The sequence below is a fragment of the Microbacterium sp. C7(2022) genome, from assembly GCF_028823665.1.
Lineage (GTDB): Bacteria > Actinomycetota > Actinomycetes > Actinomycetales > Microbacteriaceae > Microbacterium.
In genome coordinates this window covers 130,256-144,362 of sequence record NZ_JAPEHV010000001.1, presented here as the reverse complement: position 1 = coordinate 144,362, position 14,107 = coordinate 130,256, and the positions used below count along the sequence as shown (strand labels likewise).

Annotated in this window: 12 protein-coding genes; 8 read left to right on the top strand and 4 right to left on the bottom strand. The window is 68.3% G+C overall.

All coding sequences use genetic code 11. From position 1 onward, the window contains the following. Positions 1–20 precede the first annotated feature (20 nt). The gene (locus ON062_RS00595) at positions 21–1,163 is read right to left on the bottom strand and encodes a glycosyltransferase family 2 protein (RefSeq protein WP_274645197.1); all 1,143 of its coding nucleotides are present in this window, start codon (positions 1,161–1,163) and stop codon (positions 21–23) included. Positions 1,164–1,201: 38 nt separating this feature from the next. On the opposite strand from ON062_RS00595, the gene ON062_RS00590 reads away from it, so the two are divergent. The 6 genes from ON062_RS00590 (at position 1,202) to ON062_RS00565 (ending at position 8,000) form a co-directional block, all read left to right on the top strand. Then, positions 1,202–1,465: a glutaredoxin domain-containing protein gene (locus tag ON062_RS00590; protein ID WP_274645196.1), complete on the top strand. Its 264-nt coding sequence runs from the start codon at positions 1,202–1,204 to the stop codon at positions 1,463–1,465. A gap of 49 nt (positions 1,466–1,514) precedes the next feature. Next, the gene (gene kynA, locus ON062_RS00585) at positions 1,515–2,372 is read left to right on the top strand and encodes a tryptophan 2,3-dioxygenase (RefSeq protein ID WP_274645195.1); all 858 of its coding nucleotides are present in this window, start codon (positions 1,515–1,517) and stop codon (positions 2,370–2,372) included. Continuing rightward, positions 2,372–3,349, top strand: coding sequence for a hypothetical protein (locus ON062_RS00580; protein ID WP_274645194.1), 978 nt, complete (start codon positions 2,372–2,374; stop codon positions 3,347–3,349). The genes kynA and ON062_RS00580 overlap by 1 nt, the downstream gene beginning before the upstream one ends. Then, positions 3,342–4,595 (top strand): aminotransferase class V-fold PLP-dependent enzyme, encoded by a 1,254-nt coding sequence (locus ON062_RS00575; RefSeq protein WP_274645193.1) that lies wholly within the window; start codon positions 3,342–3,344, stop codon positions 4,593–4,595. The genes ON062_RS00580 and ON062_RS00575 overlap by 8 nt, the downstream gene beginning before the upstream one ends. A 61-nt stretch (positions 4,596–4,656) precedes the next feature. Further along, positions 4,657–6,171 carry an MFS transporter gene (locus ON062_RS00570; RefSeq protein ID WP_274645192.1) on the top strand — a complete coding sequence of 505 codons (1,515 nt, stop codon included), beginning with the start codon at positions 4,657–4,659 and terminating at the stop codon, positions 6,169–6,171. A gap of 26 nt (positions 6,172–6,197) precedes the next feature. Beyond that, a complete protein-coding gene (locus ON062_RS00565) occupies positions 6,198–8,000 on the top strand; it encodes an aldehyde dehydrogenase family protein (protein WP_274645191.1) in 1,803 nt (600 codons plus the stop codon). Positions 8,001–8,011: 11 nt separating this feature from the next. Here the strand turns inward: ON062_RS00565 and ON062_RS00560 are convergent, their stop codons facing one another. Then, positions 8,012–9,601: a DEAD/DEAH box helicase gene (locus tag ON062_RS00560; protein ID WP_274645190.1), complete on the bottom strand. Its 1,590-nt coding sequence runs from the start codon at positions 9,599–9,601 to the stop codon at positions 8,012–8,014. Positions 9,602–9,774: 173 nt separating this feature from the next. Continuing rightward, positions 9,775–10,815: a prolyl aminopeptidase gene (gene pip, locus ON062_RS00555; protein WP_274645189.1), complete on the bottom strand. Its 1,041-nt coding sequence runs from the start codon at positions 10,813–10,815 to the stop codon at positions 9,775–9,777. Positions 10,816–10,995: 180 nt separating this feature from the next. Here pip and ON062_RS00550 point away from each other — a divergent pair, with 180 nt between their 5' ends. Further along, complete coding sequence (locus ON062_RS00550; RefSeq protein WP_274645188.1) at positions 10,996–12,762, top strand: sodium:proton antiporter; 1,767 nt, start codon at positions 10,996–10,998, stop codon at positions 12,760–12,762. A 73-nt stretch (positions 12,763–12,835) separates the two neighbouring features. Continuing rightward, a complete protein-coding gene (locus tag ON062_RS00545) occupies positions 12,836–13,351 on the top strand; it encodes a recombinase family protein (RefSeq protein ID WP_274645187.1) in 516 nt (171 codons plus the stop codon). Between the two features lie 12 nt (positions 13,352–13,363). On the opposite strand, the gene ON062_RS00540 is transcribed toward ON062_RS00545, so the two are convergent. Beyond that, positions 13,364–14,086: a hypothetical protein gene (locus ON062_RS00540; RefSeq protein ID WP_274645186.1), complete on the bottom strand. Its 723-nt coding sequence runs from the start codon at positions 14,084–14,086 to the stop codon at positions 13,364–13,366. Positions 14,087–14,107: the final 21 nt, after the last annotated feature.

Sequence of the window (14,107 nt, the reverse complement as noted above, 5' to 3'; positions counted from 1 at the left end):
TCGCCCGACGATAGCGCGGCCTACAGCTCGCCGGGCGACATCACCTGATCGTCGATCTCGTCGACGAGCTGCCGTGCACGCGAGGGCGAGCCCTGCTTGCGCGGCGCGTAGACGACGAGCGAGTGGAAGACGAAGCGCACGATGAAGGCGAACACCAGAGTGATCGCCGTCGCGATGACGACTGACACGTGCCCCGACTCGACCATCAGCGCGACGATCGGGATGCGCACCAGCGCTTCGGCATTGTTGAACGAGAACGACTTCGCAAAACGCACCCACACGGCCGATGCCTCGCCCCGCATGTCGTGGAAGACGAAGCGCTCTTGCAGCAGGAAGTTGCCGATGATCGTGGTCTCTGCCGCGATGATGGCCGCCCACAGGTAGTCAACCTGCAGTTGCGTGAGCGCCCACACGATCGCGATGTTCGCCACGGCTCCGAGCGCCCCGATGACGGCGAAGAGCGACATCTTGCCGAACCGCAGCGCCGTCAATTGGGCGAGAAAGTGGACGCCCTGACGTAACGATGCCTTCGACTCCCCCGCGTGGCGGCGGTCGAAATCGAACGGCACCTCGGCGACGGTGAAGTTTCGCCGCGCAAGGATCTCGAGCAGGATTTTAAACCCGCGCGGCTTGAGGATCGCGTAGTCGACGGAGCGTCGGTCGATCATGAAGTAGCCGGTCATCGGGTCGGTGACATCGTGCAGGCGTACCGGGAACATCGCCTTGGTGACGGCGGTCGACACCTTCGACACCAGCACGCGCGTGCGGTCGGCAAGGCCATGCGAGGTGCCACCGCCGGCATAGCGCGACGCGATCACGATCTCGGCGTCACCGACGCCGAAGCGCTCCCACATCTCGGGGATCTTCTCCGGCGGATGCTGCAGGTCGCCGTCGATCACGACGCAGATGTCCGCCTGTGCCTGTACGAAGCCCTCGAGCACGGCGCCGCCCAGGCCGCCCTCGCGAGATTCACGATGAATGACCCGCACGGGTAGGGGGGCGGATGCCGCAACCTCGCGGATCACGGCGGGAGTGGCATCCGTGCTGTCGTCGACGAAGAGAATCTCGGCATCGATTCCCGCCACGCTCGCGCAGACGCGCCGCACGAGCTCCGCGACGTTGGGAGCCTCGTTGAATGTGGGGACGATGACGGTGAGCTGCACTGCGACCTATCGTCCCACGCGGGGGGGACAATGGAGGAATGACCGAATCAGCTTCTTCCACGATCACGATGTTCGGTGCGGACTGGTGCCGCGACTGCATTCGCACCAAGGCGCAGCTCGACGGCCTGGGTGTCGAGTACACCTACGTCGACCTCGTCGCGACGCCGGATGCCGCCGATGTGGCCCGCGAGATCTCTGGGCGCACCAACATCCCTGTCGTCGTCTACCCCGATGCAAGCCACCACGTCGAGCCCTCGAACGCCGACGTTGAGGCCAAGCTGCGCGAGCTGTCGCTCATCTGATCTGCGCGGGGGCCTGACGACGAATCGAGGCGCTCGTTAGGCTGGCGGGGTGAGCGAAGGTGTGCAACGCAATACCCGAGCGATCGAAGAAACGGTGGTCACCGATTTCGTCGACCGCATGAGCTATGGCGGCTATCTCGACCTCGACACCCTGCTCTCGGCTCAGAACCCACTGAGTTCCCCCGAGCACCACGATGAACTGCTGTTCATCATCCAGCACCAGACGACTGAGCTGTGGCTGAAGCTCGTCCTGCACGAGTTGTCGGCGGCGCGCGTCTACCTGCGCGAGGACAACCTCGCCCCCGCCCTGAAGTGCGTCGCGCGGGTCAAGCACATCCAGCGCACGCTCACCGAACAGTGGTCGGTACTGGCCACGCTCACCCCGGCCGAATACTCCCAGTTCCGGGGGATTCTGGGGAATTCGAGCGGGTTTCAGTCCGCCCAATACCGGGCTGTTGAATTCACGCTCGGCAACAAGAACGCCGCGATGCTCCGCGTGTTCGAGGGCGACACTGTGGCGCACGATCTCGTCCGATCGGCGCTTGAGGCCCCAAGTCTGTACGACGAGTTTCTCCGGTTGCTTGCCCGTACCGGGTACCCGGTCCCGAACGAACTGCTCGAACGCGATGTCACGCAGGCGTGGGTGTTCTCGCCCGAACTCGTGCCGGTCTTCACCGCGATCTACGAAGACCCGCAGACACATTGGGCCGCGTACGAAACGTGTGAAGAGCTGGTCGACCTCGAAGACAACTTCCATCTGTGGCGGTTCCGCCATCTCAAGACCGTGGAGCGCATCATCGGTTTCAAGACGGGAACGGGTGGCTCGAGCGGCGTGCCGTTCCTGCGACGCGCACTCGAGCTGACCTTCTTCCCCGAGCTCTTCGCGGTGCGGACGGAGCTGGGCTGATGACTCACATCGACCCGTTCGCCCTGCGCGCGCTGCTCGGTCCACACGCGCGGCCGTGCCGTCGGGCCCTCACGGGCGAGTCCGGCGTGCACCTGCCGCCGTTCATCGACCACCACGTGCACCGGCATCTCATCGCCCCGAGCGGGTTCGCAGCCGCCGGCATCGCCGGCATCGTCGACCTCGGCGGCGATCCGGTGACCCTCGCGCACCTCGCCGGCGACGGTATTCCGCGCGTGGCATATGCCGGCGCGTTCATCACCGCTCCCGGTGGATACCCCAGTGGCCGGGCGTGGGCACCCCCGGGGACAGTCCGCGAAGTCAGCAGCGCGTCGTCGCACCCCGGTGTCGCCGGCGGCGCGGCCACGGCGATCGACGAGCAGGTCACCTTCGGGGCATCCATCATCAAGATCACCCTTCATGCTGGTGCGGCGCCGTTCGACCTCGACACCGCGCGGGCGATCGTCGGCCTCGCCCACGAGCGCGGGCGACCCGTCGTCGCGCACGTCGAAGGCGACGGGATGCTGCGCCGAGCGCTCGACGCGGGTGTCGACGTGCTCGCGCACACACCGTTCAGCGGGCCGGCGCACGGCGACGAAATCCGCGACGCCGTCGACGCCGGGCAAGCCTGGATCTCGACCCTCGATATCCACCGCGACGAGCCCGATACAGTCTCGGCAGCGAGCGCGAACCTTGCCGCCTTCGCGGCCGCGGGTGGGCGAGTGCTGTACGGCACCGATCTCGGCAACGGCGAGTTGCCCGTCGGCATCAACACCTGCGAACTGGCGGCGCTGCACGCCGCGGGGGTCCGCGGCGAAGCGCTCATCGCGTCGCTGTGCGATCCGTGGCCGTTCACCGAGGCTCCCGCCGGAGTCGCCACGTTCATCGCGGGCGACGCGCCTGCCGACCTCGACGACGTGCCCGCGTGGTTGGGTCGGGCGTGCGTCGTCCCCGAAGAGGAGTTGGTGCACGATGAGTGAACCGGATGCCGCGACCGCCGACCTGCACGACCGGGCGCACGCCCTCGATGCCGGCGACCCCTTGCGCCGCTTCCGCGATCAGTTCGTCGGCGCCGAGTCGAACCTGGTCTACTTCGACGGCAATTCGCTGGGTCGCCCGCCGCGGGCAACCACCGAGCGCCTCGCGACCTTCACAACCGAGCAGTGGGGTGGCCGCCTGATCCGCGGGTGGGATGAGCACTGGATGCAACTCCCGTTCGAGATCGGTGACACGATCGGCCGTGTGGCGATCGGCGCTGCTGCGGGGCAGACCGTCGTCGCTGACTCGACGACCGTGCTGCTGTACAAGATGATCCGCGCCGCTCTGGGCGCCGCGCGCGCCGCGTCGCCCGCGCGACGCGAGATCGTCGTCGACCGCGACAACTTCCCCACCGATCGCTACGTGGTCGAAGGCATCGCACGCGAGTGCGCTGCCGATGTGGTCTGGATCGACGTCGATACGTCGTCAGGGGTCACGGCCGAGCTGCTCGCCCCGGCGCTGAGTGATCGGACGGCGGTGGTCGTCCTCAGCCACGTCGCCTATCGCTCGGGCCACTTGGCCGATGCCCGTCACCTCACCGAACTGGTGCACGAGGCGGGTGCGCTCGTGGTGTGGGACCTCTGCCACTCGGCGGGATCGGTGCCGGTGAGCGCCGACGAATGGGGCTTCGACATCGCTGTCGGCTGCACCTACAAGTACTTGAACGGCGGCCCGGGATCGCCCGCGTTCGCGTATGTCGCCGCCGACCTACACGACCGACTCGCGCAACCGATCCAGGGGTGGATGGGCAGCGCCAATGTGTTCGCGATGGGACCCGAGTACCGACCGGCCCCGGGTATGCGACGATTTTTGTCGGGCACACCTCCGGTGGTGGGGATGCTCGCCATGCAAGACACCCTCGAGATGCTGGCGGATGCCGGAATCGACGCCGTGCGAACGAAGTCGATCGCGCTGACCGACTTCACAATCGAGGTGGCAGACTCTCTGCTCGCCCCGCTCCGCGTGGAGGTCGCGTCCCCGCGCGACTCGGCCGAACGCGGTGGGCACGTCACGCTGTCGCATCCGTCCATGCGCGAAGTCACTGCGCGCCTGTGGCGCGAGGACGTGATCCCCGACTACCGCGACCCGCACGGCCTGCGCATCGGACTCTCACCGCTGTCGACCTCGTTCGCCGAGGCGCTGCGCGGACTGCACGCGGTGCGCGACGCGGTCGCCGACTGTCGCTGAGTCCGAGGGGTCTCTTCCACAGGCGTCAGCGCGCGGGTTCGCGCTGACCTACACTGGCGCGATGGGCACCGACGCTCCCGACGCCGGCGCAGCAGCCGCCGCACCCGACCACATCTCCGCTTCGCTTCGATCCGACGCGGAGAACACACCCGCGCCGGCGGCCGCGGCATCCGCTCGCCTTCGCGCGGGAATCATCGCGCGCTACGCCGCCGGATCGCTCGGCACCGGTGGGTTCGCGACGCTGCCGGGCCTCGTACTCACCTACTACCTGACCGATTCTCTGGGGGTCGCCGCTCTCGCGGCCGGCGTCGTGATCGGTGCCGCGAAGATCTGGGACGTCATCATCGACCCGGTGATCGGGGCGCTCACCGACCGAGACCTCGCGCGCCACGGCTCACGCCGCCGCCTCATGCTGATCGGCGCACTCGCGCTGCCCGTTCTGTTCGCCGCAACCTTCGCGGTACCGCCGTCGCTCGGGCCGGTCGTCGGCGCGATCTGGGTGATGATCGCCTTCCTGTTGTCGGCCACCGCGTTCAGCCTCTTCCAAGTGCCGTACATTGCGCTCCCAGCCGAACTCACGCCCCGCTACGACGAACGCACGCGCTTGCTGTCGTGGCGCGTGGTGGTGCTCACGTTCGCGATCCTGGCGTTCGGCGCTGGCGGCCCGGCGCTGCGCCGCCTCACCGGCGATCCGGTCACCGGGTACCTCGTCATGGGCGTCGTCGCAGGGGTCGCCATCGCTGTCGGCATGCTGATCGCGATCACGGTCACGCGCCACGCGTCGATCTCGGCACTGGGTGCGGAGGTCGCGGGCGCGGCATCCACTCTGCCCTCCTCCCCGGTGCCCGACAGCGTCGCCCCGATGGCCAGCCTGCGCACGCAGCAGAGCGGGCTGCGCGAGCACTATGCGTCCGGAATCCGTGCGCTGCGCCGCAGCCGCGCGTTCCGCTTGTTGCTCAGCACGTTCGTGCTGCAGGCTCTCGCGACCGGGCTGATGCTCGCCGGCGCGCAATACGTCGCCACGTGGGTGCTGCACTCCGAGGCTGCGGTCGAACTGCTCTTCGTCGCGCTCATCGCCCCCGCACTGCTCGCCGCCCCCGCGTGGGGCGCCGTGGCCCGACGCATCGGGAAGGAGCGCGCGTTCGCCGTGGCGAGCGTGGTGTTCGCCGTCGCCGCCGTGTCCATCGGAGGAGCACTGTGGGCACCGGGCGCGTGGATCTACCTCCCGGTCGGGATCGCCGGGATCGCCTACGCCGGCATGCAGTCCCTGCCGATGGCGATGCTGCCCGACGTCATCTCGGCCGACGAGCGCGCCCACGGCCCCGGCCAGGCCGGCGCGTTCAGCGGAATCTGGACGGCCGGCGAAACGGTCGGCTTCGCCCTCGGCGCGACCGCGCTGTCGATCATCCTGACCGTCACCGGCTACGTGTCCTCCACCGCGGGCGCGAGCGTCACCCAGCCCGACGCGGCCGTGAGCGGCATCGTCATCAGCTTCAGCCTGGCCCCGGCCGCGCTCATCGCGATCAGCCTCATCACCCTCGCCCGGTACCCCCTCCGACGCGCCGACGTAGACTGAGTACTCCCGCCCGAAGGAGAGCAGCCGTGAGTCAGGTCGCCCCGAAATCCCCCGCCTCGGTGCGCGGCACGAAGAAGCCGCGCGCGAAAGCCGCCGCCCTGCCCGACGATGTCACCCGCACCCTCGACGCCGCGTTCGACCGCCTCGATACCGGGGCCCAGATGTGGAGCCACCTCACCCTGCGCCAGCGGGCGTCACTGATGAAGGCGCTGCATTCTTCGGTGTCGAGCGTCGCCGAGGAATGGGCCGACATCGCCGCAACCTCAAAAGACCTCGCACCGGGCAGCCCACTGCGCGGCGAAGAGTGGCTGTCGGGCCCTTACAACGCACTCACCGCGATTGACGCCTACCGCCGCACGCTCGAAGCGATGGCCGCCGGTCGTTCCCCCGTCGAGAAAGTGAAGATGGATGCCGCTCCCGGCGGCCGCACCCGCGCGCATGTCTTCCCGCTGCAGCCCATCGACGGCATCCTGCTCTCGGGCTTCACCGGTGAGGTGTGGTTCGAACCCGGCGTCACCCCGGACGATGTGCGGCGCGAAGCCGGACTCGCGCAACGCACCCCGGGCGAAAGCGGCGGAATCGGCCTCGTGCTGGGGGCGGGAAACGTCACCGCGATTCCCGTTCTCGATGTGCTCTACGAACTGCTCGCCCACAACCGCGTCTCACTGTTGAAGGTGAACCCCACGCAGGATGCGCTCGTGCCGGTGTTCGAACGCGCGCTTGCGCCGCTGATCGCACCCGGCTTCCTGCAGATCGTCACCGGAGGCGGCGATGTCGGTGCGCACCTGGTGACGCATCCGCGTGTGACCCACGTGCACATCACGGGCGCGGCCACCACGTTCGATGCGATCGTGTGGGGGCCGTCGTCAGGACCTGCCGCGGGTGCGACCACGCGCCGCAAGCGTGAGAACCGGCCAAAACTGACCTTGCCGATCACCGCCGAACTGGGCGGGGTGTCGCCGATCATCGTGGTGCCGGGGCAGTGGAGTGACGCCGACCTGGCCTTCCAGGCCGAGCACATCGCCACGATGCGCCTGCAGAACTCGGGGCACAACTGCATCGCCGGGCAGGTCGTGATCCTGAGCGCGGACTGGCCGCAGCGCGAGGCGTTTCTCGCGGCGCTGCGCTCGGCGTACGACGCCGCCCCGCACCGTTCGTCGTGGTACCCCCAGAGCACGAAGAAACTCGAGGGCGCGGCATCCGACTACCCCGACGCGCAGTGGTGCGCGGGCGGCACTCGTGCGCTGGTCGACCTCAGCGACGGCGGCAACGCCGAGGCACTTGAGACGACCGAGTACTTCTCGCCCGTGCTGGGCGTGGTGTCACTCCCGGGGGAGGGCCAGAAATTCCTGGATGCCGCGGTGCAGCGTGCGAATGAGCGGCTCTTCGGCACCCTCGGCGCGAACGTCCTGATCGACCCCGTGACGCAGTCGCGCCTGGGTGGCGGTTTCGAGCGGGCGATCGCCGATCTGCGCTACGGAACGATCGCGGTCAACGCATGGACTGCCGTGGGATTCTCGACGCCGACGCTCACGTGGGGCGCATTCCCCGGCGCGACGCTCGACGATGTCTCGAGCGGTCTCGGCGTGGTGCACAACGCGTTGCTGCTCGACCGCGTCGAGCGCTCCGTGGTGCGGGGGCCGTTCCGGCCGTTCCCGCGGTCGGCGGGAGCGCTGCTTGGATCGGGAACGCCGTCGGTGCTGCCGAAACCGCCGTGGTTCGTCACCGCCCGCACCGGTGCCAGCGTGTCAGAAGGCCTGACACGCTTCCGTATGACGGGAAGCGTGCCAGGCCTCGTGAAGACTCTCGCCCGCGCCTTCGGCGCGTAGCGGGCAGCGGGTCAGCGACCGCCGCGGCGGTTGCCGCCGTTCTGACGAACGACCGAGCCGACCATCAGCTTGCCCGAGCCGCCGGCGTGCGACGCGCGCCGCGAACCGGGCTGACGCGGGGTGCCCGACTTCGGGGCATCGTGGTGCGAGCTGTCGCGGTGCGGCGCAGCGTGCTGCTGGCCGTTGCGCGAAGCGCCCTGTCCGTTGCGCGACGCAGCCTGGCCGTTGCGCGAAGCACCCGCGCCGCCTTGACCTGCCGACTGCCCTTGGCGCTGACCGGCCGCGGGGCGACCCGAGCGGTCGCGACGCGGCTGGCCGCCCTGGCCACCGCGCTCTTCGCGGGCCGCGCGCTTGCGCTGCGCGTTCGCGCCCTGGCTGCGTCCGCCGCCCTGCTGCTGCACGGGCTTCGGCTCGGGCTTGACGTAGGGGGCGACCTCGCCGACGAGAGCGACGACCTCGGGTGAGGTCGGCGTCACGCGCGTCGGCGCCACCGAGATGGCGGCCTTACGCAGAAGCTGTGCGACGTCGCGCTCCTGGCCGGGCAGCACGAGGGTCACCACGGCGCCCTCGGCACCGGCGCGCGCCGTACGGCCCGAGCGGTGCAGGTACGCCTTGTGCTCCATGGGCGGGTCGACGTGAATCACGAGCTCGACGTCGTCCACGTGCACGCCGCGTGCGGCAACGTCAGTGGCGACGAGCACCTTGGCGGCACCCGACGAGAACGCCGCGAGGTTACGGTCGCGCGCGGGCTGTGACAGGTTGCCGTGCAGGTCGACGGCGGGGATCCCCGCAGCGGTCAGCTTCTGGGCCAGCTTCTTCGCCTGATGCTTGGTACGCATGAACAGGATGCGACGGCCCATTCCGGATGCCAAGGTGCGCACGACGTCGTTCTTGGCATCCGTCCCCTCGAGCGTGAAGACGTGGTGGGTCATCGCCGCGACGGGCGAGTTGGCCTCGTCGACGGAGTGCAGCACCTCGTTCTGCAGGAAGCGCGAGACGAGCTTGTCTACGCCGTTGTCGAGGGTTGCGCTGAAGAGCAGTCGCTGACCGCCCGACGGCGTGGCCGACAGGATGCGCGTGACACCCGGGAGGAAGCCCAGGTCAGCCATGTGGTCGGCCTCATCGATGACCGTGATCTCGATCGCGTCGAGCTTGACGAAGCCCTGCTTCATCAGGTCTTCCAGGCGCCCGGGGCACGCGACGATGATGTCGACGCCCGCTTTCAGGGCCTGCACCTGACGGTTCTGGTTCACGCCACCGAAGATCGTGGTGGTGGTGAGCCCGTAAGCCTTGGCGAGCGGCTCGAGAGTCGCGTTGATCTGGGTGGCGAGCTCACGGGTCGGGGCGAGGACGAGCCCGAGGGGCAGGCCGCCGCGGCGGCTGCCGCCAGCGAGCTTGGTCCCGAGGCGCGCGACCATCGGGATGGAGAAGGCGAGGGTCTTGCCCGAGCCGGTCTTTCCGCGGCCGAGCACGTCGCGGCCGGCGAGCGTGTCAGGGAGGGTGTCGACCTGGATGGGGAAGGCCGTGGTCTTTCCGTCTGCGGCGAGCGCCGCAACGAGAGGCTGGGGCACGCCGAGCGTGCTGAAGGTGACGTCAGTCATGAGGAATCAATCTCCGGGCACACGACAGTGCCCGGGTTCGGTGGCCCGAGTCGTATTTCGACCTGGGGTCGCCGTACGAAAGTTGTCAGCCAGCGGAAACGGAGGTCATCCGAGACGGCGGCGAGGGAAGCGTTCTACGACGCAAGAAGCGCGATGATGCGCTGCAAGATTCTTCACTCTACCAGCGCCGGGTCGTGCGAATCCTCCACGCTCACTGGCTGCGCGACCACCGGCTCGCTCCCCCGCGAGGCGAAGCGGTCAGTGGCGGCGCGCAACGCCGCGGCGATACCCGGCTCACTCGCCGCATGCGCGGCATCCGGAACCATCACGAACTCGGCTTCGGGCCACGCGCGATGCAGGTCCCATGCCGTCATGGGCGGGGTGCACATGTCGAAGCGGCCCTGCACGATGACGGCCGGAATATGGCGGATCGCACCGACACCGGCGATCAACTGGCCTTCCTCGAACCATCCGCCGTGCATGAAGTAGTGATTCTCAATGCGAGCGAACGCGGTCGCCTGCGCGGCATCCGTCATCTGATCCACCAGCGAGGGGTCGGGCAGCAACGTGAGCGTGGAGGCCTCCCACTTCGACCATGCGACCCCGGCGGGAATGTGCACCGCCGGATCGGGGTCGGTCAGGCGCCGGTGGTACGCCTCGATCAAACGCGAGCGCTCGAGCACCGGGATCGGCGCGATGAAGTCCTCCCACAGATCCGGATACACCGCCCCGGCACCGCCCTCATAGAACCATTCGAGTTCGTGGCGGCGCAGCGTGAAGATCCCGCGCAGCACGATCTCGCTGACGGCATCCGGATGCGTCTGCGCGTATGCGAGCGCCAGAGCACTCCCCCACGAGCCCCCGAACACCTGCCACTGCGTGATGCCCAAGTTGCGCCGGAGCAACTCGATATCGGCCACCAGATGCCACGTGGTGTTGAAGCGCAGGTCAGCGGCCGGATCGCTCGCGTGCGGGGTGGACTTTCCGCATCCGCGCTGGTCGAACAGGACGATCTTGTACCGCTCGGGATCGAAGAACCGGCGATGCCACGGTGAGGTGCCACCCCCGGGCCCGCCGTGGAGGAAGACAACGGGCTTTCCTTCAGGGTTGCCGCTGATCTCCCAGTGGATGCGGTTGCCGTCACCGACAATCAGTTCGCCGGTCTCGTACGGCTCGATCGGCGGGTACAGGATGTCATCCAGTCGGTCGATCATGCGGCTTCCCCCCGGAATCCAGAGGTCGCCGGCTGTATCGCAACCTCTCCGTGCGGGCGCTCGTCACCCGCTGTGAACATCTTGTTCACGTTGAACGGTACCGGTCACAGCCCATTCAGGCGAGGATTGACCGGACCCTTCCCACGCGATCAGGCGGCATTTCCCCCTAGGCTCGCCCTCATGGAAACGCTGATCGTCGCTCTATGCGCGGTCGTCGTCATCGCCGTTGCGACCGCGATCGCACCGCGAATTCGCATCGCCGGGCCGATGATTCTCGTCGCAATCGGCATCGGCGTCGGGTTGCTGCCCGGGGTTGACGTTCCCGAAGTAGACCCCGAATGGATTCTGGTCGGCGTGCTTCCCCCGCTGCTGTATGCCGCCGCGGTGAAGCTGCCGGCCGTGGAGTTTCGACGAGACTTCGGCCCCATCGCAGGTCTCGCGTTCGTCCTCGTCGTCGTCAGCTCGCTCGTGCTGGGTGGTTTTTTCTTCCTGACGATCCCGGGTATCGATCCCGCCATCGCGATCGCCCTGGGCGCGATCCTTTCTCCGACGGATGCGGTTGCCACGGCGATTGCGCGCAGAGCCGGCATCTCGCGACGAGTCGTCACGATGCTCGAAGGTGAGAGCCTGCTCAACGATGCGACGGCTCTCGTGCTGCTGCGCACCTTGATTGCCGCCGCTGCCACGGGCGCCGCGGCCGCCAGTGTGAGCGCTGAGGAGGCCACCACCACCCTCGGGATCGGGTTCCTCGGCGCATTCGTGTGGGGAGTGATCGCCGCTGTCGTGATCGGCGGGTTCGTCGGATGGGCCAACCTGCACCTGCGTTCTCGCGTCAGCCACCCCGCCGCCAACACGGCACTGGCCTTCGTCGTGCCGTTTATCGCCTACCTTCCGACGGAGGCGCTCGGCGGCTCGGGTCTCGTCGCCGCCGTTGTGACGGGCATCGTCACCGGCCAAGGGGCCGCGCGTCACTTCTCACCGATCCAGCGACGAAGCGACGAAGCGACGTGGGGCACCGTCGAGGTCATGCTCGAAGGTGCGGTCTTCCTGCTGATGGGACTCGAGCTCAAAGCGATCGTCGACGGCAACATGAGCGATGAAAGAGGCCTCGGTCTCGGGTTGCTTCTCGCGCTCGGCGCGTTCGCGATCCTGATGGTCGTCCGCGCCGGGTACGTCACCTTCCTCGTGTGGCTACAGGGCCGCCGCGCGTCTTCGGCGCAACGCAAGCGGCTCGATGCCCTCAACGCGCATCTCGACGATGTCATGGCACACCCCGAGCGCATCGCCGAGAAGAAGAGCATCGACACCGAACGTCTGCAACGACGCGTCGAGTCGATGCGTCGTCGCATTGCTCGATCTCTGAGCGACCTCGACTACTACCAGGCCACCGCCCTGGGGTGGAAGCACGGCACCGTGATCGTGTGGGCGGGCATGCGAGGCGTCGTCACCCTCGCCGCCGCGCAGACGCTTCCGCGCGACCTCGCCGATCGCGACCTGCTGATCTTCATCGCGTTCACGGTCGCCGTGGGGTCCCTGGCGATTCAAGGCCTCACCCTGCCCTGGGTCGTGAAGATGCTGAAGTTCCCGCAGTCGGAGAACGACGACGCCGCCGCGCGCGACGAACAAGACAGCCTCGACGACGAACTGCGCGCCGCCGCGGAAGACGCACTCGCGTCTCCGCAGTTGCGGCGGCGGGACGGCACCGCGTTCCCCGACGAGGTTCGCTCACTCGTCGTGAAACGGTTGCGCCCGCCAGAGAACGATGAGTCGAGCCTGCAACGACGCGACATGCTCGAGTTGCGCCTGGTGCTGATCGCGGCCGAGCGCCGCCGACTCGACGACCTCTCGTCGGGCGGCGCGTACAGCACCGAAGCGCTGCGGCACGCGCTGGCAGAACTCGACGCCGACCAACTGAGTCTCGAACTGCGCCTCGAGGACGCTGACTGACGGGACTGAGCGGGATCTGTTGGTGTTGCCGGCTGGCGTGGGTGAGAATGAATCCCGACGAAGAGGGGTCTCCATGAGCGAGGCAATGAGCGAGACACTGCGACCCGCAGAGGGGATTGCGGCAACGACCGGCGACGCCGCCGATAGCGGGCTGTCTGGCGTGGCATCCGACACTGCTCCCTTGCACCTGCCGCACGCAGCGGCGGAGTGCCCGCGGTGCTTCTCAGAGCTGCAGGCTGACCGCCATTTCTGGCAGGCACGCCCCGCGGGCTCGCGGCTGGTCGGGCTCGTCATCTCGCGCGACGACATGCCGTCGGTGGTCGAGCAGCGCAACGAACTCACACGCTTCGGCGTGCCGATCGAGGGGTTCCGGCACCCGGCGCCCGAGACGCTCGAGTCGTGGGAGGAGCGCCTGGTCAGACTGTTCGGGACGCTTCGGACCGGCGATGTGCTGGTCGTCGCGAACATTCACGCGCTCGGACGCAACACCGAAGAGGAGAGCCGCACGATCGCGGCGCTGCGCGGGCGCGGCGTGATTGTGAAAGTGCTCAGCCACACCGGGCGCCACCTCGCCGACCCGGTGCGCTGACGTCGAGTCAGCTCAGTCCTCGGCGGAGTCGGCCGAGGCCTCGCGTTCCGCATCGAGAAGGGGAAGGTCCTCCCGGGTCACCAGGCGCGCAGCGATCGCATGCTCGACCAGGCGCGCGCGGCGGTTGGTGGCGTAGGAGCGCGCACCACCGCGCATACCCGGGACGCCGATGCGGTCGAGTTTGTCGCACACGGCATCCAATTTGCGGTTGAAACGCGTCGTCGTCCAGCCGATCCGCTCGGCGGCCTGCGCGGACGTGGGCAGTTCGCTCATGCCGGTGCCCTCGCGGCGCAGCAGCGGCTCGGCGAGCGCGAGGATCATGACGCGCTGACTCGGAGTGAGCGGGACCTCGCCGATCGTGCTCTGCCCGTCGTCCGTGGCGAAGTGTGCGGTCTCGCGGAACGGCGGCTCGTCGATGCGGATCGTGAGTTCATACGTCGTAGCCCCGGCGCTGAAGATCACCGAGGTCGCAGCGAACACGATGGGCAGGCGAGCGCCGGGGGCAAGCCAGGCTTGCACGCGGCTCGCTGAGTCGGTCACCGTGGCGCGCAGGCGACTGCCGACGTTCGACAGCAGCCACAACCCGTCGACGTTCTCGACCGTAAGGAAGTGGCGGTGCAGGAACAAATTGTCATCGATCGCGAGGTCGCCTTCGCGGCCGACCCGGAAGACATCTCCTGAGCGGACACGAAACTCCTCGCCGGCGAAGTCGACGATCAAGTCGCTGTTAGTCATGTGCTCTCCGCCCCCCGGCGC